Raw genomic sequence first — 20066 nt, 5'->3', positions numbered from 1 at the left:
TATAGTGTAATTATAGGATATGAGGAGAAGAGTTTATGGATTACATAGAAAAGTTTGTGAGTGTTGTGATTCCTACACACAACAGAGCAAATCTTATTTGCAGAGCAATCAATTCTGCCTTAAATCAAACATATAAAAAAATAGAGGTTATTGTTGTCTCGGATGGGTCAGATGATGGGACAGATGAAATTATGAAAAAATATGAATCGCAATATTCAAATCTAAGGTATATATCATATTTCCCAGGAAAAGGCGGAAATCATGCTAGAAATATTGGTATAGTAAATAGTAAAGGAGAATATATTGCTTTTTTGGATGATGATGATGAGTGGCATGAAGATAAAATACAACTGCAGATGAATGTTATAGAACAGAACTCAGATATTGGTTTAGTTTGTACGGCTATTAATTCTATTGATGATGATACAAAGAAACAAACTATCTTTACACCGAGTGCTCCGCAGGATTGTTCAAAGGAAATCTTAAAATACAATCTTATAGGGTCAACAACTACTGTATTGACAAAACACGAATTGCTAGATTTGGTAAAAATGTTCGATGAAAATCTAGAAGCAATGCAAGACTATGATTTGTGGATTAGACTTTGTCAAGTAACAAAAGTGGGGATAGTTCAAATCCCGTGTGTAGAGTATCATAACTTAAAATCAAATAGTCAGATTTCCTGGAATTATGAAAAGTATTTGAATGCTTCCCAGTATATATATCAAAAATATCAGTATCTTAGAGAGTCTAAGTTAACATCAAAGGAAATAAAAAAAATACGAATGAACGATAATCTTATTGTGGCAAGAAAAGCATTTAAGACAAATAATCGGAAAATAGTTAGAAAGTATGCGAAAGAAGCGTTTAAATATTCTCCTAATTTCAAAAGCTTGGTTTATTGTATTGCATCATTTCTTCCGTTTAATTTAGTTAATAAAGTTTATTCGTATTTTATTTGATATTGTTTTTGCTCTAGGCAAATATTTTTGATCTATTAATTCACAATATGGAGGAAAATTAATGGCTGAAATTTTAGTAGTTTCAATGGGATGGTCTGATAGAGAAAATCCAGTTGGAAATTTTGAATATGATCAAGCAGTTGCGTTAGAAAAAGCAGGTCATATGGTAAATATTTTTGCATTAGATTTAAGAACAATATTTCATTCAAAACACGTTTTCTCCTATGATAAAACCCTGAATAACATAAGAATTAAGGTGATTCCCTTGCATATTCGGTTTTTACCGAAAAGAATTAAATACCTTATAGGAAAATGTTATTTAGGTTTAAAATATAAAAAGTATATTAAAAATTTAAATGTTGATGTTATTCACGCTCACTGGGGACCATATTGTTATTTAATTAGTATGATAGCAAAGCAATTGCATATACCATTGGTTGTTACAGAACATAACTCGTTAGTCAATATGCCAAATCCAAAGTCAGAGTATTTCAATATTTCTACTAAAGCATATGCTAAAGCAGATAAACGGTTATGCGTTAGTACATGCTTAAAAAAGAATTTGAAAATATCGACAGGGCTTGATTTTGAAGTTGTTCCTAATGTGTTAGATCCTTTGATATTTAACAATAATTTCAAATTAAGAAGAAGAGATTTAAATGATAGTATAGAATTGGTAAGTGTTGGACATTTGTTACCGATAAAAAATTTTGAATTACTAATTAAATGTATTTATCAGATAGGTAATAAAAAAATAAAATTACGTATTTTTGGCGAAGGAATACTGAAAAATGAATTGCAACATATTATAAATTTTTATAATCTTCAAAATCAAATCATCCTTGAGGGGAATGTGGATAGAAAAATTTTGGTAATTAATTTATTAAAATCTGATGCCTTTGTGTTACTAAGTAAATCTGAGACGTTTGGAGTAGCGTTTATAGAGGCGATGGCTTGTGGACTTCCGGTATTTTCGTCAAAATGTGGAGGAACCGATGATATTATTATTTCGGAGAGGTTTGGGATGATTGCAAAATCTTTTGAAATTGAAGAATTAACTAAGGAACTAACTAGTTTTCTCGAAAATCTAGATCAATATGACAGAGAAGAAATTTCAGAATACGCCTTAAAAAATTTTTCTGAATCAGTGTTGGTATCGAATCTTTTAAAAGCATATAACCAGTTATGACGTAGAAAGTGTGGTTTATTTTGAGTAAATAATTCAAATTTGATATGTAGCGCGTAAGTCTATTTTAAAATTTCTAAGAAATTGAACATTAAAGTAATATTTGAATATGGTGAAATAAAAATGGAGACTATTGTTTATTTTATTTGTTTTGTATGTTTATTAAATTCAAGTTTTTTTTCAATAAATATAGGACCTGTAGTTTTTGATGTTTCAAGAATAAGCTTAATTATATTTATTATGTTTTATTTAGCACGTAATAAATTTATTTTGCATTTGCATAAGTTTAAAACTATTCAGAAAATAGTTATATTTCCTTTTGTGCTGATTGTTATATCTATAATACAATTATTATGGACTAAGGATTATACTGAATGGTTTAAAGTAGTATTTACTTTGATTATAGCCTTATTGTATTTTATATTAGTACCTATTGTAATTGATGACAATCAAAAAGTACTTAAATGTCTCAAATGCTTTTATTGTGCAAGTTTGGTGCAATTAGCTCTGGGGTATCTTGAAATGTTTACCGGAAAGTATTTATTTGTAGGAGATGTAAACTATATAAAGAATTATCAAAAAGAGTATAATTCATTAGGATTACATTCACCGGCAGCGATGAATTTAAATTCAAATAACTATTCAACAATGATACTGATTGGGTGTTGTATTGGACTTATTTTATTTTTAAATTCTAAAAAAAGATATATGAAAATTTTTTATATGATTATGTTCTTGCTCTCAGGATTTTCTATTTATTGTACAGATTCACGAGCAAACATGATTGCTTTTTTACTTCTTATTGGATTATACGTTTTTTTCTTCTTGAAAAATAAAGCTGCGAAATTACTTGTAATAGGATTACTTGTGATGATGATTCTATTGGTTATTCCATATTTTGATGGTTTTTTTATTTCACCTGATTCAGATTCAACTCGCATGCAACTTTATATGGATGGATTTGTTTTTTTGAAAAAAACATATTTGTTGGGGATCGGACCAGGTCAAGAAGAATGGTGGTTTTTGCACAAAAGGGTATATAGCTGGGGGGGTGTAAGAGTAATGCATAATTATTTATTAGAGATTTTGGTTTGCTTTGGTTTACCTGGTTTTATCTGGTTTATGTATTCTTATATTAAGGCTTTTAGAGTGGCATTAAGAACATTTATATATAGATCCGATTTGGCGGCTAAAATTGGATGTGGAATTTCTTTATTTTTAATTACGTTCATTGTTTCGTCATTGAGTGCATCGACGCTTATAAGAAGCGAATATATATGGTTGTTATATTCCATTATATTTTCTTATGTTAATAATACTGTTAAAGGAGAAGAATAGCGGAATGAGATTGAGGAACTATGTAGGTTGGGGATTATACTATCTAGTAGCCATTCGGTTACCGAAATCAAATGGTCTATTTTTCGGGGGGGGGGGCTAAAAAATTCAGAGCCTTTTGTGCATCGTTATTTTTAGAGAAATGTGGTAAAAAAATAAATATTGAGAAGGGCGCATGTTTTTCAAGAAAATGTACAATTGGTAACCGATCAGGAATCGGAATAAATGCAGTATTAGGTACAGTGCATATTGGAGATAATGTGATGATGGGACCAGATTGTTTAATATTAACTCAAAATCATAATTTTGAAATGTGTGATGTGCCTATGATTGATCAAGGAATGTCAGCAATAAAGCCTGTATATATTGACGATGATGTTTGGATTGGACAAAGGGTTACAATTTTACCAGGGGTACATATAGGAAAAGGGGTAATTATAGGAGCTGGTGCCGTTGTTACAAAGGATATAGAACCTTATTGTATTGTTGGAGGGAATCCTGCTAAGGTAATCAGAAATCGCAAAGGTGATTCTAATGGAGTAGGTTCAAGTAATGAATATATAAAGGAATCAATTGTAGAAATTGAATCATACAAGGAGTAAAGAATGTTTCATGTTGCATTAATAACAGATGACGGCTATTTGTTACCAACTTTGGTGACCACAAAATCAATATTAGAGAATAACAAAGGTAGAAATATAATTGTTCATATTTGCACTTTTGGATTTAATGATGAATCTGTAAAAATAATTAACAATTTCATAAAAAATGAAGGCAATTTGGTTGTAAATATTTTTGATAAATCTTTGCTTACAGAAAGGCTTTCATCAATTAATCAGAAATCACATGTTACTCCAGTTGCGTTAATAAAGTTTGAATTAGCAAATTATTTTGATAAAATTAACACAATGCTGTATCTTGATTCTGACATAATTGTGGATGGATGCTTAGATAGTTTGTTTTCTGTTGATATTTCTCATTATTATTTGGCTGCATCATTTGAATTTTGGAATTATATAAATAACTATCGATTTAATTTTGGCAGGAAAGCTACCGATTTTTATTTTAATTCAGGGGTAATGCTCTTGAATTTAAAAAAAATGAGAGAAGATAATGTAGCACATAGGCTGTGGAACTATAAATTAAATCATGCCAAGACAAAACTTATGGATCAAGAGTGCCTTAATTGTATTTGTGCATCAAAGAGTTTACCGATTTCAATAAAATATAATTTCAATCCATTTTTTCTAAATGAAAAATATATTAATGCAATAAATTATGTGTATGCAGAGAATTATAAAGATGTAAAGAATTTAAAAAAAGAATTGGTTATTATACATTATGTAGGTAAATTTGATAAACCTTGGGCATATGAAAACGCATGTTATAGGGCTCCATGGGATAAATATTATAATTCAATAGAGCATATTCCACAAATAAAATTTATAGAGTATTCAAATGAAAAGATATCGTTATTTCAAAGAATACGTAACAGAATAAGGAACGTAGGGATATTGGGATTTATATCTAGTCTGTTTTTCAGGAGGATAAAATAAGAAATGGGAAAATTAAAGGATGTTATAGGGTGTATCTTACATCCGCAAAGAATAATATATAGAAATTGTTATTCAAATGATGTCTTTATCAATTATCTGAAGAGCAAGGGAGCACAGATAGGAGATGAAACTAGATTTATTGCTCCACAAAATTGTAGGATTGATCCGGGCAGACTAGATTATATTAAAATAGGAAAGAATTGTTGTATTAGTTCGGCTACAATACTTGCACATGATTATTCTTGGTATGTATTTGCTACAAAATATAATGATATTCTTCCAGATCCAGGCGGAAATGTTACTATTGGTAATAACGTATTTGTGGGATATGATAGTTGTATATTGAAGGATACGACGATAGGGGATAATGTCATTATTGGTGCAAAATCAGTTGTCAAAGGATCTATTCCATCAAACACAGTATGGGCGGGGGTTCCTGCAAAGCAAATATATACACTTGAGGAGTTTTATAATAAACGAATAAAAGATAGAATACCAGACGCCATTAAACGAAGAGATCATATTATAAAAACCAAAAAAAGAAAGCCTACTATTGAGGAAATGGGCTTTTTTTCTTTGCTTTTTTTGGAAAGAAATGAACAGAATTATAAAGCATATATTATGAACCTTGAATTTAATGGAGTAAAAGGGAGTGAAAAGATAAAAAATATTTTTTTCCATTCTACACCGATATATAAGAATTTTGATGCATTTCTTAACGGTGTTGATGAATAGAAAATTTAAAGAATTATGTAGAATGAATATGGTCATAGTTGAGAAGTGCAGGAGATTTATAGAATGAATTCATTAGCAAAAGACGCAACATTATTGACTATTTCGAAAATAGTTACATTAATTGTTAATATGGGAACAGTCATGCTATTATCACGTTTCCGAACGTTGATAGAATATGGAACATATTCGGAGATTAATACAATTAATACTATTGTCGTTTCAATTTTTGCTTTGGGGCTACCTACGTCGGTTAGTTATTTCCTGAATAAAACAACTATTGAAAATGAAAAAAAGATGTTCCTTTCAAATTATTTCTCGATAGCGTCTATTATGGGCATTGTAATAGCAATTGTTATGACAGTGGCTTGTCCGTTTTTGATAAAATATTATAATAATACTTTATTGTATGATTACAAATTTGCAATACTGTTGTTACCATGGGTCACGATTATTAATAATTCAGCTGATAATGTTTTTATATCATATGATAAGATAAAAATATTGATCAATTATAGGCTTTCATACAGCCTAACGATATTGAGTATTTGTGTTTTTGTTATTTATTTTGGCTTGAGTTTTAGAATATATATGATGGCATTTATTGGTGCACAAATCATATATGCATTGTTAGTATATGTAATTTCGAGCAGACTTTCTGGAGGAGTTAAATTTTCGTTTAACAGGACAATTACAAAGGAGATATTATCATATAGCATTCCATTAGGAATTGCTGCTGTTGTTTCGACAATAAATATCGAGTTAGATAACATAATGATAGGAGGTTTTTTCTCTACACAAGATCTTGCGGTGTATTCCAATATGTCAAAGGAGCTTCCATACAATATCTTATCAATTGCAGTTGCAACAGTTTTAATTCCTAAAATGATATATATGCTTAATAATAAAAAAACAGACGAGGCAATACACCTGTGGGCTGTTTCTATTCGGCTTTCGGCATTTGTAATATGTTTGGCTGGAGCCGCAACGTTTGTTTTTTCTAATCAAATTATTTCTGTTTTGTATTCAGAAAAATATCTGACGGGAATATGGGTATTTAGGGTTTATTCAATAACATCGTTGGTCAAGATTACCTCGTGGGGGATAATTCTTAATGCAACAAAGAACAATAAGTATGTAATGCAGGTTTCGGTAATTATTCTCTGTGCTAATCTGATTTTAAATTATCTCTTTCTGAATTTTATTGGAATGATTGGAGCAGCTCTTGCAACAGCGATTAGCGAGTTTTTAGGTGTTATCTTAAAGTTATGGCATTCAGCAAAAGTAATAAACTATGGGTTCTCTAATGTGATACCTTGGAAAGATTTAGGAATAATATTAAGTATTAATATTATTGGAGCTACTGTATTTTGCTATATCAATAGCTATATGTTGAATACAAAATTAAATAAATATATATCAATGATTATTATGGGGGTACTCTGGATGGGAATCTATTATGTGATTTTTCGCAAGAAAATTCAAGAAGATATAAAACAGCTAAACAATATGAAATGATTTTTGTTTATTAGAAGAACAGAATGGCTATAGTGGAACAATTGTCAAGACAGAAATTTAGAATTCTTATAATGATAATATTGATAGATCTCCTGCTATAGTGGTAAGCTTTTCGTGTTTTGCGAAAAGTTTCAGAAACTCATACAACTTTGATAGATTCATTGCTTTGCATGGCTGAAAGTGTCAGCCTGTGGAGGTCGCTTTTTACACTTGTATCTGAAAGTAGCATTACGTTGTTGGGGGTACTTCCAAAATGTGTTACACTATTACAAATTCTGCAAAAATGGCAAGAATATGTGGGAACTGATCGTACTTCTAGCGGTATATAATGCCTTTAGGAACGGCTCTATAAAAATTTAGTGTAATTTAGTTGTAAAGTTTAGAAAAGTGTGATGATAACAGGGGAATAATATATTTCGTAAAGGGCCGGATGTAGAAAAATGTATGTCTGAATTCGGTGGGGTGAGTTGTCGACAGTGAATATGTCTACTTTCTTAATAAAAATCAAACGAGGTACAGTTAATGTTGATAGTATTGTACAAAATTTTAGATCGAATACGGGGGCGAAGAATAAAACTAATAATGTATTCTTTCTTTGGTGATTTCGCTAACATATACATGCGAGTAAAATATTTGATAAAATATTTTATTCGCAACAAAAAAAGAGAAACTTTTGATAACGATAGTAATATTATTGTTTCATTGACAACATTTCCCGCAAGAATCGAAATGGTTTATTTAACGATATGCTCCTTACTGGATCAAACTGTTAAACCTAAAAAGCTGATACTATGGTTAGCAGACACGCAATTTCAGTCTATTGATACTCTGCCTCGAAGACTTCTAAGGTTGGTTAATTATGGGTTGGAAATAAGATTTTGTGATGATTTGCGTTCACATAAAAAATACTACTATACCTGTAAAGAGTATCCTGAGTATACCATTATTACAGTAGATGATGATATATTTTATCCGCCCAATCTGATTCAAAAACTAGTAGAAAAAAGCAAGTCTTATCCGACTTGTGTTTGTTGTAATAGAGGGCACGAGATAACGTTTTGTGATAAAAGAGTTGATAAATATAATAAATGGAAAAAAGAAGCAACATATTTAAATATTCCATCAGCAGAGCTTTGTCCTACTGGTGTAGGGGGAATATTATATCCACCAGGATGTTTTTATTATGATTTCTTAAATAAAGATAAAATTATCGAGTGTGCTATTATGGCTGATGATCTGTGGCTGAAAGTTATGGAACTGATGCAAGGAACAAAGGCAGTATATACAGATGGATTTCCACAATGGCTCTTTACTATTAGAGGAACGCAGAAAGATACACTGTCTCAGACAAATGTGCATAGAAATAACAATGATATAGTGATGGAACATTTGGAAAAAACATATAATATCAATATTTATGAGCTTTGCCATTGTGAAAAAACAATACACATGTTATAGCGTAATGTTATTAAATAAGATTCATTGAGTATATAATAGCAATTCCTAACTAAAGAATGAGAAGCTTTTGAAGGGTGAGACGATCCAGATATTTAATTATGGTAATTGCAAACGAGATTTCACCTATGTGGATGATATTGTTGAAGGTGTGAAGCGTGTTATGATGGCTCCGCCGGAGAAGAAGGTGGGGGAAGATGGACTCCCGATTCCGCCGTATGCAGTATATAACATCGGAAATAATCATCCGGAGAATCTGCTTGATTTTGTGGATATTCTGCAGCAGGAGCTGATTCGCGCAGGGGTGCTTCCGGAAGATTATGATTTTGAGGCACATAAGAAGCTGGTGCCGATGCAGCCGGGAGATGTGCCGGTAACATATGCAGATACAAGTGCATTGGAACGTGATTTTGGATTTAAGCCGAGTACAAGCTTAAGGGATGGCCTGCGGAAGTTTGCAGAATGGTATAAGGAATTTTATAATATTTAACATATGAGGGAGAGTGACACGTTATGAAAATCGCGGTAGCGGGAACAGGATATGTAGGGTTATCGATTGCCACATTGTTATCACAGCATCATGAGGTGATGGCAGTTGATATTATCCCGGAGAAAGTAGAGAAGATCAATAACCGGATCAGTCCGATTCAGGATGAGTATATCGAGAAATATTTATCCGAGAAGAAACTGAATTTGACAGCAACATTGGATGCGCAAGTAGCTTATACGGATGCAGATTTTGTTGTAATTGCAGCGCCAACGAATTATGACAGCCAGAAGAATTTCTTCGATACGTCTGCGGTGGAAGCGGTTATTGAATTGGTGATGAAGTATAATCCATCTGCGATTATGGTTATCAAGTCTACGATTCCGGTTGGGTATACGAAGTCAATTCGGGAGAAATTCCACTGTGAAAACATCATTTTCAGTCCGGAATTTCTGCGGGAATCGAAAGCTTTGTACGATAACCTGTACCCAAGCAGGATTATCGTCGGTACCGATATGGATGATGAGAGATTGGTTGCGGCGGCGAATACATTTGCGGAGCTTCTGCAGGAGGGGGCAATTAAGGAGAATATTGACACGCTAATCATGGGGTATACGGAAGCGGAGGCGGTGAAGCTTTTCGCGAATACATATCTGGCACTTCGGGTGTCGTATTTCAATGAGCTGGACACTTATGCGGAGATGAAGGGCTTAGATACGCAGCAGATCATAGATGGTGTGTGTCTGGATCCGAGAATTGGTATGCATTATAATAATCCAAGTTTTGGGTATGGCGGATATTGTCTGCCGAAGGATACGAAACAGCTTCTGGCGAATTATGCGGATGTGCCGGAGAATCTGATTGAGGCGATTGTGGAGTCGAACCGGACGCGGAAGGATTTCATTGCGGACCGGGTGCTGGAGATTGCGGGGGCGTATGGTGCGAGTGCGGAGTATGATGCGTCGAAAGAAAAGTCGGTTGTCGTGGGTGTTTACCGATTGACGATGAAGAGCAATTCGGATAATTTCCGGCAGAGTTCGATTCAGGGCGTGATGAAGCGGATTAAGGCGAAGGGGGCAACGGTGATCGTGTATGAGCCGACTTTGGAGGACGGAAGTACATTTTTCGAGAGTCGGGTCGTGAATGATCTTGATGAGTTCAAGGCGATGGCGCAGGCGATTATTGCGAACCGGTATGATGCGTGTCTGGATGATGTGGTGGATAAGGTGTATACGAGAGATATTTTTAGGAGAGATTAGGGATTTTAGACCGTCGGGAGCTGGAGGGCTTTCGGCGGTTTTTTGCGTTAAAAAGATAAAAACAACCCGAACAAATATTCGATTCTGATTGAATAAACAGGGGATATATGGTATTCTAAATATGCATGGAAACATGCATTGGAGTACCCATGACAGGGTGGTAGCCTCCCGAGCTTATGCCAGAAAACTGGATTACATAGGAAGGGAGGTGCGTTATTATGACGGCTTTCGAAATTATTTCGGTAATTATAGGTATTTTGAGCTTGCTTATTGCCTTTGGAAGTTTAGTTGTAGCGTTTCTTGCCTTTCTCGATAAGAGAAACAAGAAGAAATAAAAATGCCTCACCTGTCTGATCCACAGGTGAGGCGATGCCCATAAGGACAAAACCAACTCTTGGGAGCATCCACTTTGGAGTGGGTACTCTTCTTAATTCATAATATAACACGAATACTTAGATTATTCAAGTTTTTAGAAAAATTGATTTCAGCCCGAGGAGTTTGTTCATATATTTGTGTATGGTTGTACAGAGGTGTGTTTAACCATAATAAAAATTGTGAGTTGAAGAGGGCACAGGTGCCGGACATGTGAACTTTCAATGAATCTTAAATAAAGTTTTGAATATACTAAATATAAAAACTGTTGAATTATTACTTATAAGTTATATTATAACAATGCGAAGTGAACTATAGTCAAGTAAGTGGACACGATTATTAGAAAAATCTTTCTGGAACGAGGCATTAAGCCTGATTCCAGAAGAGTTCTTCTTTTTCGTTTGGTGTTAGCATCCCAAGAGAGCCGTGAGGCCTTCTCGAGTTGTAAAATCCTTCAATATATTCAAATATGGATAGCTGTAACTCTTGCAAAGAGTGATAGGTTCTCCGGTTAGTTTCTTCTTTTTTGAGGTATTTGAAGAAACATTCACAGCAAGCATTATCGAAGGGATAACCTTTCTTTGAGAATGATTGCACGACATTAAGAGAATCCAATAACTGCCTGAATGAAAAAGCAGTATATTGAGATCCTCGATCAGAATGGAACATAAGCCCTTTAGGACAGTTCCTTTTATTATAAGCTTTTTTGAACGCAGTCATTACTAAATCAACATCAGGTTTTGCAGAAATGTTCCAGGCGATGACTTTGCGTGAAAATAAATCCATTACAATACAGAGGTAATACCATTTACTAGTGACTCTGATATATGTGAAATCACTGACCCAGACAATGTTTGGACATTTTTGGTTGAACTCTTGATGCAGATGATTGGTACATTTGCCATTATCTTTATGGCGGTAATTACGGAAAGGTTTTTCCGTGGACATGCGTGGTAGCTGAAGAGTTCTCATCAGGCGGTACACTCGTCCGACACTGATGTTTATGCCATAATCACGCTGAAGAACATAGGTGATTTTATAAGCACCAAGACGCTTGTTGTAATCGGCGTAAATCTGAAGAATCATCTTTGAGATGTATTGATTTTCTTTGGTGCGGTCAGCTGGTTCTGAATTATAATGTTTGTAATAAGTGCTTCTGTTGACACCTAAAACTTTACAAAGAATTTTGATGTCATGTTGGAAGCGTAGCTTATGAACAGCTTCTAATCGTTGTTTGAGTGTGGCGTGAAGATGGCAATCGCTTTTTTTAATATGAGAAGTTCTTCTTCAAGTTGAGCGTTGCGTTTCTGAAGTTCTTTTACCTGCTTTGCAGTGAGAACCTCGCCATCATCCGTTTCAACGGTTGAGTATTGTTTAATCCAACGACCAAGAGCAGTCATGGATACACCGTATTCTTTACACAGTGCTGCTTGCGTGTCACGAAAGAGTAAGTCAGTTATCCAATTCTTCTAAAATGCTAGTATTAGTTGCATTTTTCAAAATCGCTTGCAAAGAGATATGTTCATTGATAAGATGAACAAAATAAGGTGAAAGGAGGTAGTTGGTATGCCGGCAATAAGTGTAAGTATTCAACCAGAGATCATAAGCTGGGCTCTTGGGCAAGCAAGAGAAGAACAGCTTGGAACAAAGTTGATGAATAATATAAAGCAATGGCTTGATGGCACGAAAACTCCTACTTTCAATCAGATAGAAGATTTTAGCAGGAAAGCAAATATTCCGCTTGGGTATTTTTTCTTGCAGACACCACCAGTCGAACAATTACAGCTTATCGAATATAGGACGGTTGATAGTGCTGAATTGGCGCATCCAAGCAGGAATTTAATTGATACAATTCATGAGATGGAGAGTGTTCAAGCATGGATGAAAGAATATCGGCAGGAGACGGGGTTTGATGTGTTACCAGTAGTGGGAAGCCTTAGGGGAAATGATGATTTTAAGCTTATTGCGGAAACAATAAGGAAGAACCTCGATTTAAGTGATATTTGGTATGAATCATGTACAAACATGAATGCAGCATTTAATTATGTGCGGAGCAGGCTTGAAGAATGTGGAATTGTGGTTATGCTGAATGGTGTTGTAGGGAAAAATACACATAGAACGCTGAGCGTTGATGAGTTTCGTGCATTTGCTGTGGTTGACGAGTGGGCACCGCTTATTTTTATCAATGGTGCAGACTCCCAAGGTGCAAGGTTGTTTTCTTTATTTCATGAGATAGCCCATATTTGGCTTGGAGAAAATGATTTATATAACGATAGAGGGAATAGTCTCGAAGTTAAACCGATAGAAATATTATGCAATGCAGTTGCGGGTGAATTGATGGTTCCGTTTGATAAATTTTTGGTCGAATGGAATGTGGCTGCATATGCCGATTCCAGAGAGAAAATAAAAAATCTTGCGAAGCATTTTAGGTGTGGAGAAAGTGTTATTGCCAGAAAAGCTTTTGATGCAAAAAAGATTAGCTATGATTTATATAAAAGCATTATTGACGATGCAATCGAAGCATATAGGCGAATGAAAGAGAACAAAGAATCAAACGGTGGAAATTATTATAATACCATGGGAAATCGCCTGGATGGATGTTTTGTAAGGGCGTTATGTGAAAGTATTAATAGTGGCAGAACGACTTATTCAGAAGCATATCGGCTTACGAATACAAGCAGAAAGACATTCTCCGAGATTGCTCTTAGACTTGGAGGTGTGGTATGACGAAGGATAAAGAAGTATTTTTGGTTGATTCAAATTCATTTATGACACCTTTTAGATTTTATTATGCTTTTGATCTTGTACCGGCATATTGGACTGAATTAGAAAAACACATCCATTCGGGAAAAGTCGTTGTTTTAGACAGTGTTAAGGAAGAAATCAATAAGGGTGATGATGATTTAGCAAAATGGATTCGAGACATTGATGGTTTAACAGTGATACCAAAAGTTACAGCGCAGACGGTGAGCTGTTATCAGGAGGTTATTCAGTATGTTGCCAGTTGTGGGTTGTATAAAGAATCTGCATTACATACATGGTCAGAAAGGAATATTGCAGATCCGTGGCTTATTGCATCTGCCAAAGCAAATGATTATATAATAGTAACAGAAGAAAAAGCTGCGAGTGGATTGAGTAAAAAGACACCAAATAAAGGAGCAAAGATTCCGGATGTTGCCGGATATTTTGGTGTAAAAACAATAGATGTATTTGATATGATGAGAAGATTGGATATAACGATAACGTAGAAGGGGTGATATGATGGAGATGGAAGAAAAGAAGTTGACAAATGGAGAAAAATTGATAATTGCAATTCGTGAGAGAAAAATACTGAAAGATAATCGCCCAAATCATGGATTGGATTTTTATGGAGGATATGAAGAGTTATATAGGCAAAGGTTTCACAATTATCTGGGATCTTGTTCTCGATATTTGGAAAACAAGCGACTAAATGTGAGGGAATATCATGGATGATTTAAATAAGTATAATGACAGTTATAATTTTATTATTGATCATTTTACAGAAAATAGGATAGTTTCTCGGTACAATTGGGTTAATGACCTCATTATAGATTTTATCAAAACACAGAGATATGAGGATAAGGTTTGTATATCTGAAGATGTTTTGAATCATGTGGTTATTGATTATTTTGTAGATATATATAGATTGAAAGAGTTTCAGGATATTGAGAAGGTACACGAATCAAAAATATATGCGTATTTGTCGTATTGGATAGTAAGGCATAAGCCAATACAAATTGTTAATGGATCAGCGGAAGTGGTCTTTGTGAACGAAGAGTTTGTTTGCGAATTGTTACGTTCGTATTTGTTTACTGATCCAACGGATGTGTCAATTTTAATTGAGAAGCGACCAGACGTTGATAATTTTCTGGAAACATTGTTGTATTATTTTAAATACAGAGATTACTCTCCTAAAAATATAGAGATGATTATTCTTGCGTTTACAGCAGGAAGAGGATATCAATATTCTGTAGATTATACACATTAGGTTTTTTGATTTCATTTATAAAAATTATATAATTTGAATAGCTATGATGCTTTACATTAGTAAAATAAAGTGCAGATAAGACGATTGTCCAGTCTGCATTTTTTAATTCCAAGTAACGAGCAAAGGAGAAATAAAGTATTATGAAAATCGCAGTAGCGGGAACAGGATACGTGGGATTATCAATTGCCACATTGTTATCACAGCATCATGAGGTGATGGCAGTTGATATTATCCCGGAGAAAGTAGAGAAAATCAATAACCGGATTAGTCCGATTCAGGATGAGTATATCGAGAAATATTTATCCGAGCGGGAGTTAAATCTGACTGCCACATTGGATGCACAAGCCGCTTATACTGATGCAGATTTTGTTGTGATTGCAGCACCGACGAATTATGACAGTCAGAAGAATTTCTTCGATACGTCTGCGGTGGAGGCGGTTATTGAATTGGTGATGAAGTATAATCCATCTGCGATTATGGTTATCAAGTCTACGATTCCGGTTGGGTATACGAAGTCAATTCGGGAGAAATTCCACTGTGAAAACATCATTTTCAGTCCGGAATTTCTGCGGGAATCCAAAGCGTTGTATGATAACCTGTACCCAAGCAGGATTATCGTCGGTACCGATATGGATGATGAGAGATTGGTTGCGGCGGCGAATACATTTGCGGAGCTTCTGCAGGAAGGCGCAATCAAGGAGAATATTGACACGATCATGGGGTATACGGAAGCGGAGGCGGTGAAGCTTTTCGCGAATACATATCTGGCATTCTGAGTGTCGTATTTCAATGAGCTGGACACTTATGCGGAGATGAAGGGGTTGGATACACAGCAGATCATAGATGGTGTGTGTCTGGATCCGAGAATTGGCACGCATTATAATAATCCAAGTTTTGGGTATGGCGGATATTGTCTGCCGAAGGATACGAAACAGCTTCTGGCGAATTATGCGGATGTGCCGGAGAATCTGATTGAGGCGATTGTGGAGTCGAACCGGACGCGGAAGGATTTCATTGCGGATCGCGTGCTGGAGATCGCGGGAGCGTATGGTGCGAGTGCGGAGTATGATGCGGCGAAAGAGAGGCCGGTTGTCGTGGGTGTCTACCGATTGACGATGAAGAGCAATTCGGATAATTTCCGTCAGAGTTCCATCCAGGGTGTCATGAAGCGGATCAAGGCGAAGGGGGCAACGGTGATCGTGTATGAGCCGACTTTAGAGGACGGCAGTACATTCTTCGGAAGCCGGGTTGTGAATGATCTTGATGAGTTCAAGGCGAAGGCGCAGGCGATTATTGCGAACCGGTATGACGCGTGTCTGGATGATGTGGTGGATAAGGTGTATACGAGAGATATTTTTAGGAGAGATTAGGAATTTTAGACCGTCGGGAGCCGGAGGGCTTTCGGCGGTTTTTTTGAACCTCTGAACGAACTGAAGTTCGAATTTTGCAAAAAGCGTAATTGAAATACTAGAAATTTTACAATATAATAAAAAATATATATTAGCGACATGGAACTACTGAATGTGTAGACATATCAATAAAACAGATTTGGGAACTTCTGTTGTTTGTATTTTATAAATGTTAGAAAATGTGATAATTGAGATACTGGCGAGGGGGATATAGATGTTAAAGAATATTGTGTTTGAAAATTACAGATGTTTTGAAAATAACAGTGTTTTATTTAAGAATCTATCTGTTTTGGTAGGAAAAAATAATGCAGGTAAATCGACAATTACTGAAGCGTTAAGAATGATCGCGTACGCTGCAAGAAAATCAACAAAGACAACATACAGGGCGATTCCTACTTCAATGGGAATAGGCATTGGGAAAAAAGGTATTCGCATTGATGTAGATTCATTAAAGATTGATTTACGTAGTGCTATTTATTTGTATGAAGATAAGATTGCACATGTTGCTGCTTTATTTGATAATGAGGCTCGTATTGAATTGTACGTTTCGACCGAAGAAGCATATGCAATTTTGTACGCACCTAATGGAAAAATGATCAATTTAAAGACGAAAGCGGAAGAGTATTGTTTTAATCATCAGATCGCAATTTTACCACAAATTGGATTAATTAAAGAAAAGGAAAGATTATTTGAGAGTAGTACAACGGAGAATTACAAAGAAACATATTTATCATCTAGACATTTTAGAAATGAAATATTTCGAAGTAAGGAATTATATTGGAGAAAATTTAAGAAGATGGCTGAGGCCAGTTGGGAGAATTTGAGAATTGTTTCTTTGGACTATAATTATGAATCATTAGATAAGGATACACCAATTTTGCTTATGTTAGAAGTAGATAAATTTATGGCAGAAATTGGATTAGTGGGAAGTGGTTTGCAAATGTGGTTGCAAATTATATGGTTCCTTTGTAGAAGTCAAAATTGTGAAACGATCATTCTGGATGAACCAGACGTATACATGCACCCGGATTTGCAACTAAAACTCTTAGAGATATTAAAATCGTTAGATGTACAGGTGATTATTGCAACACATTCTGTTGAGATAATTTCTGCAGTTTCACCAGCTAATATAATGGTTGTTAATAAAAAGAAGCGAAATATGAAATATGTGAATTCTTTAGATGCAGCGCAACGATTGATAGAGAATATAGGAAGTGTGCAGAATCTTTCGTTGATTCGTTTGGGACAGAAAAAGAAATGCTTGTTTGTTGAAGGACACGATATTACCTTGCTATCAAGGATATATCAGAGTGTATTTCCGGATAAAGAAAATCTCTTTTTAGATATGCCTTACGTAGAATTGAAGGGATTTTGTAATTTATCTGAAGCTTTTGGAACATCAAAGCTTCTATATGGCGAGACTGAAAATTCAATTAAAAGTTATTGTCTTTTGGATAGGGATTATTATAGTGAAGAAACATTAGAAAATCGAAAGGACATGGCTAGTAATAATCACCTATCGTTACATATTTGGAATAGGAAAGAAATTGAAAATTATTTAATTAATTTAGATATTTTGCTGGAATTAACGAAAGGAAAGATACAAAAAGACGTTTTGTATAAAGCAATTGATGAAATTGTAGACAGCTATGAGAACACTGTAAAAGAACAAATTTTCGAGCATAAGAAGCAGGCGAATGCGAAACTGGCGTTGTCAACTATTTTTGCTTATACAGATCAATTTATGGGCGAACACTGGACTTCGTTGGATGATAAATTATATATATGTCCAGGTAAAAAAGTTTTAGCAGATATTATGAGATGGTTTCAAGAGGAGTTGGGAATTTCAATTTCTACTAGCAAGATAATTAATAGATTTACAGTTGAAAATATTGATGAAGAATTGTTAGAAGTATTTGAAAGGTTAGAGACATTGTAAAATGTATATTGTTTGACATATAAACTTTTGATGCAAAAAATTAGCCGTGGCTTATTGCATCTGCCAAAGCAAATAGTTATACAATACAATAGTGTTAATAAAAGGCAACCAACATGAATGATAAAGAAGTTATTTGTAAGAACTGTAATCGAATATTTGTCGTGAGACAAGCGGAGCAGGAAGTCCTCTCTATGCGCGGGCGTTCTGTATCGGAGTATTGTCCGATATGCCGTCAGGTGTATTATGCGAAAAAGCAGGAAGAACAAAAGCAACAGGAAAATCTGGAATGGCAGAAAAAGAAGGAAGAGAACGCGCGGAGATATCAGGAGCAATTAGATTTATTGCAGGAACAGTATTCAAACGTTGTTCCTTTGAAAGCTGTAGTACCAGACCCGCGGGACAAGGTACTTTATGTCATCGGAAATGGGTTTGATCTGATGCATGGGGCGCATTCAAGCTATTATGATTTTGAGAAGACACTTGGAAAGCACAGTTATCTGCGGTTTATTTTAGAAAATTATTTAGAGGCAGATGATCTGTGGGCGGATTTTGAAGGTGCTTTAGCGAAGATCAATGTGGAAGCTATGAGTCAGCCGTATATTTTAAATGATTTATTAGAGGCAATGGATGCATATGATGAGGATGCACAAGCGGCGGATTTTTTTGCTGCAGCAGAAATGGCAGCATCACCGTTTACAGAGCTTCCCGGGGAGTTGCGGCATAGATTTGAGCGGTGGATCCATTCCCTGCAGGTGCGAACAGAGGATCGTCCGCTGAAGGATATCATAGGGAGTGGAAAGTTTCTTGACTTTAATTATACAGAATTCATTGAGAGTCTTTATGGGGTTCGCAGGAGCGATGTGTGTTATATACATGGCAGGAGAAAGCTGACGAAGGCGGACCGTAAAGAACCGCTGATCCTGGGACATCAGCCAGGTGCCAGTGATTCGGCGTATGAATTTCAAGAAGACTGGAAAGGGATTAATTTATCCGGACAGCGTGCGCAGATGATCTATGATGCACAACAGGTAGCCATGCGGGAAATAGTGGAAGCGGATAGTGACCTGACGAAGCATTGCGACAAGATTATCAACGCACATAAGAGCTTTTTTGAAGATCTGACAGATGTTGATAAAATTATCACGATCGGTCATTCTTTGTATCCGGTCGATTGGGATTATTTTTCAGAGGTTATAGAGCAGAACAAAGACAGTGCGGGAATGGAATGGTATTTTGGCTGCTTTAATGGTGATGATTTGGAACGGATACAGATGTTTATTCAGACATTCAATATAGGTTGGGACAGAGTACATATTTTCCGAACAGATACCATATCAGTGAAACTGCTTCCAGAGAAGGTGGCAGTTCCTGAGAAAAAACAATATGCGCAGGAGAAAATCATTGGTACTTCTGATGGCGGTCATTGGAATGTATGGGCGTGTGGAAACCGGATGGATATCAGGGATGATAAAGGGACGGTTGTGTTGACTCGGGTGTTTTCACGGGAGGTAACTGGGGCAGTATTCGCGGATGAAAACACCTGTTTCCTTGTGATGCGCGGTGTTGATAAGGGAGTTTTCCTTCTACGCCGGATTGAAGGAAAATGGAATTATATAGGAGAACTTATGGGTATTCCGAACCAGGGCGTTATCACGAAACGACTGCACAATATCCTGATCGATGGAGAACGGATTTTGTTTGTTTATCAAAGCAGAGTGCGGGTATATGCACTTTCTGATGGGACGTTGGTGTTCAATCAGGCGGTACGGCAGGCTCCGAGCTATGAATATAAGGGGAAGAATTTGACAGACAAATTCATGAAAATCTACAGAAATGGATTCTATTAG

General features: G+C 35.3%; 17 protein-coding genes and 3 pseudogenes. 18 read left to right on the top strand and 2 right to left on the bottom strand.

What is annotated here, in order from left to right; all coding sequences use genetic code 11:
* Positions 1 to 35: 35 nt before the first annotated feature.
* From KP625_RS08950 to KP625_RS08900, 11 genes and pseudogenes are all read left to right on the top strand, one after another.
* Positions 36 to 962 (top strand): glycosyltransferase family 2 protein, encoded by a 927-nt coding sequence (locus KP625_RS08950; protein WP_238297374.1) that lies wholly within the window; start codon positions 36 to 38, stop codon positions 960 to 962.
* A gap of 61 nt (positions 963 to 1023) precedes the next feature.
* The gene (locus KP625_RS08945) at positions 1024 to 2151 is read left to right on the top strand and encodes a glycosyltransferase (protein WP_238297373.1); all 1128 of its coding nucleotides are present in this window, start codon (positions 1024 to 1026) and stop codon (positions 2149 to 2151) included.
* Between the two features lie 120 nt (positions 2152 to 2271).
* Entirely contained in the window at positions 2272 to 3486 is a 1215-nt protein-coding gene (locus KP625_RS08940; RefSeq protein WP_238297372.1) for an O-antigen ligase family protein, read from the top strand.
* Between the two features lie 362 nt (positions 3487 to 3848).
* Positions 3849 to 4004: pseudogene (locus KP625_RS13680) on the top strand (DapH/DapD/GlmU-related protein); the annotation flags it as partial.
* A gap of 84 nt (positions 4005 to 4088) precedes the next feature.
* Positions 4089 to 5039: a glycosyltransferase family 8 protein gene (locus tag KP625_RS08930; RefSeq protein WP_238297370.1), complete on the top strand. Its 951-nt coding sequence runs from the start codon at positions 4089 to 4091 to the stop codon at positions 5037 to 5039.
* A gap of 3 nt (positions 5040 to 5042) precedes the next feature.
* Positions 5043 to 5774, top strand: coding sequence for an acyltransferase (locus KP625_RS08925; protein WP_238297369.1), 732 nt, complete (start codon positions 5043 to 5045; stop codon positions 5772 to 5774).
* 63 nt (positions 5775 to 5837) lie between these two features.
* The gene (locus KP625_RS08920; RefSeq protein WP_238297368.1) at positions 5838 to 7289 is read left to right on the top strand and encodes an oligosaccharide flippase family protein; all 1452 of its coding nucleotides are present in this window, start codon (positions 5838 to 5840) and stop codon (positions 7287 to 7289) included.
* A gap of 522 nt (positions 7290 to 7811) precedes the next feature.
* Positions 7812 to 8747, top strand: coding sequence for a hypothetical protein (locus tag KP625_RS08915; protein ID WP_238297367.1), 936 nt, complete (start codon positions 7812 to 7814; stop codon positions 8745 to 8747).
* Positions 8748 to 8826: 79 nt separating this feature from the next.
* Positions 8827 to 9234: pseudogene (locus KP625_RS08910) on the top strand (GDP-mannose 4,6-dehydratase); the annotation flags it as partial.
* Positions 9235 to 9257: 23 nt separating this feature from the next.
* Entirely contained in the window at positions 9258 to 10490 is a 1233-nt protein-coding gene (locus KP625_RS08905) for a nucleotide sugar dehydrogenase (RefSeq protein WP_238297366.1), read from the top strand.
* A 218-nt stretch (positions 10491 to 10708) separates the two neighbouring features.
* Positions 10709 to 10825 carry a putative holin-like toxin gene (locus KP625_RS08900; protein WP_238297365.1) on the top strand — a complete coding sequence of 39 codons (117 nt, stop codon included), beginning with the start codon at positions 10709 to 10711 and terminating at the stop codon, positions 10823 to 10825.
* Between the two features lie 403 nt (positions 10826 to 11228).
* On the opposite strand, the gene KP625_RS08895 is transcribed toward KP625_RS08900, so the two are convergent.
* Positions 11229 to 12134 carry an IS3 family transposase gene (locus KP625_RS08895; protein WP_238299929.1) on the bottom strand — a complete coding sequence of 302 codons (906 nt, stop codon included), beginning with the start codon at positions 12132 to 12134 and terminating at the stop codon, positions 11229 to 11231.
* Positions 12086 to 12262 (bottom strand): hypothetical protein, encoded by a 177-nt coding sequence (locus KP625_RS08890; protein WP_238297364.1) that lies wholly within the window; start codon positions 12260 to 12262, stop codon positions 12086 to 12088. Before KP625_RS08890 ends, KP625_RS08895 begins: the two co-directional genes overlap by 49 nt.
* 166 nt (positions 12263 to 12428) lie before the next feature.
* On the opposite strand from KP625_RS08890, the gene KP625_RS08885 reads away from it, so the two are divergent.
* The 7 genes and pseudogenes from KP625_RS08885 to KP625_RS08855 all read left to right on the top strand — a co-directional run bounded on the left by KP625_RS08885 (position 12429) and on the right by KP625_RS08855 (position 20066).
* A complete protein-coding gene (locus KP625_RS08885; RefSeq protein WP_238297363.1) occupies positions 12429 to 13589 on the top strand; it encodes an ImmA/IrrE family metallo-endopeptidase in 1161 nt (386 codons plus the stop codon).
* Positions 13586 to 14110: a DUF4411 family protein gene (locus KP625_RS08880; protein WP_238297362.1), complete on the top strand. Its 525-nt coding sequence runs from the start codon at positions 13586 to 13588 to the stop codon at positions 14108 to 14110. Before KP625_RS08885 ends, KP625_RS08880 begins: the two co-directional genes overlap by 4 nt.
* A gap of 10 nt (positions 14111 to 14120) precedes the next feature.
* Entirely contained in the window at positions 14121 to 14336 is a 216-nt protein-coding gene (locus KP625_RS08875; protein WP_238297360.1) for a hypothetical protein, read from the top strand.
* Positions 14329 to 14871, top strand: a complete 543-nt coding sequence (locus KP625_RS08870; RefSeq protein WP_238297358.1) for a hypothetical protein — start codon at positions 14329 to 14331, stop codon at positions 14869 to 14871. The genes KP625_RS08875 and KP625_RS08870 overlap by 8 nt, the downstream gene beginning before the upstream one ends.
* A gap of 140 nt (positions 14872 to 15011) precedes the next feature.
* Positions 15012 to 16241, top strand: a pseudogene (locus KP625_RS08865) (nucleotide sugar dehydrogenase).
* 253 nt (positions 16242 to 16494) lie between these two features.
* Positions 16495 to 18219 carry an ATP-dependent nuclease gene (locus KP625_RS08860; RefSeq protein WP_238297356.1) on the top strand — a complete coding sequence of 575 codons (1725 nt, stop codon included), beginning with the start codon at positions 16495 to 16497 and terminating at the stop codon, positions 18217 to 18219.
* Between the two features lie 113 nt (positions 18220 to 18332).
* Positions 18333 to 20066, top strand: coding sequence for a bacteriophage abortive infection AbiH family protein (locus tag KP625_RS08855; protein WP_238297354.1), 1734 nt, complete (start codon positions 18333 to 18335; stop codon positions 20064 to 20066).

Source organism: Eubacterium sp. MSJ-33, assembly GCF_022174665.1.
Taxonomy (GTDB): domain Bacteria; phylum Bacillota; class Clostridia; order Lachnospirales; family Lachnospiraceae; genus Coprococcus_C.
This window is presented reverse-complemented; position numbering and strand designations above follow the sequence as displayed.

What these genes read in the sequence shown, in the direction of transcription:
- KP625_RS08950 (WP_238297374.1), top strand. Translation starts at nt 36, where the DNA reads ATGGATTACATAGAAAAGTTTGTGAGTGTTGTGATTCCTACACACAAC.
- KP625_RS08945 (WP_238297373.1), top strand. Translation starts at nt 1,024, where the DNA reads ATGGCTGAAATTTTAGTAGTTTCAATGGGATGGTCTGATAGAGAAAAT.
- KP625_RS08940 (WP_238297372.1), top strand. Translation starts at nt 2,272, where the DNA reads ATGGAGACTATTGTTTATTTTATTTGTTTTGTATGTTTATTAAATTCA.
- KP625_RS08930 (WP_238297370.1), top strand. Translation starts at nt 4,089, where the DNA reads ATGTTTCATGTTGCATTAATAACAGATGACGGCTATTTGTTACCAACT.
- KP625_RS08925 (WP_238297369.1), top strand. Translation starts at nt 5,043, where the DNA reads ATGGGAAAATTAAAGGATGTTATAGGGTGTATCTTACATCCGCAAAGA.
- KP625_RS08920 (WP_238297368.1), top strand. Translation starts at nt 5,838, where the DNA reads ATGAATTCATTAGCAAAAGACGCAACATTATTGACTATTTCGAAAATA.
- KP625_RS08915 (WP_238297367.1), top strand. Translation starts at nt 7,812, where the DNA reads ATGTTGATAGTATTGTACAAAATTTTAGATCGAATACGGGGGCGAAGA.
- KP625_RS08905 (WP_238297366.1), top strand. Translation starts at nt 9,258, where the DNA reads ATGAAAATCGCGGTAGCGGGAACAGGATATGTAGGGTTATCGATTGCC.
- KP625_RS08900 (WP_238297365.1), top strand. Translation starts at nt 10,709, where the DNA reads ATGACGGCTTTCGAAATTATTTCGGTAATTATAGGTATTTTGAGCTTG.
- KP625_RS08890 (WP_238297364.1), bottom strand. Translation starts at nt 12,262, where the DNA reads ATGACTGCTCTTGGTCGTTGGATTAAACAATACTCAACCGTTGAAACG.
- KP625_RS08885 (WP_238297363.1), top strand. Translation starts at nt 12,429, where the DNA reads ATGCCGGCAATAAGTGTAAGTATTCAACCAGAGATCATAAGCTGGGCT.
- KP625_RS08880 (WP_238297362.1), top strand. Translation starts at nt 13,586, where the DNA reads ATGACGAAGGATAAAGAAGTATTTTTGGTTGATTCAAATTCATTTATG.
- KP625_RS08875 (WP_238297360.1), top strand. Translation starts at nt 14,121, where the DNA reads ATGATGGAGATGGAAGAAAAGAAGTTGACAAATGGAGAAAAATTGATA.
- KP625_RS08870 (WP_238297358.1), top strand. Translation starts at nt 14,329, where the DNA reads ATGGATGATTTAAATAAGTATAATGACAGTTATAATTTTATTATTGAT.
- KP625_RS08860 (WP_238297356.1), top strand. Translation starts at nt 16,495, where the DNA reads ATGTTAAAGAATATTGTGTTTGAAAATTACAGATGTTTTGAAAATAAC.
- KP625_RS08855 (WP_238297354.1), top strand. Translation starts at nt 18,333, where the DNA reads ATGAATGATAAAGAAGTTATTTGTAAGAACTGTAATCGAATATTTGTC.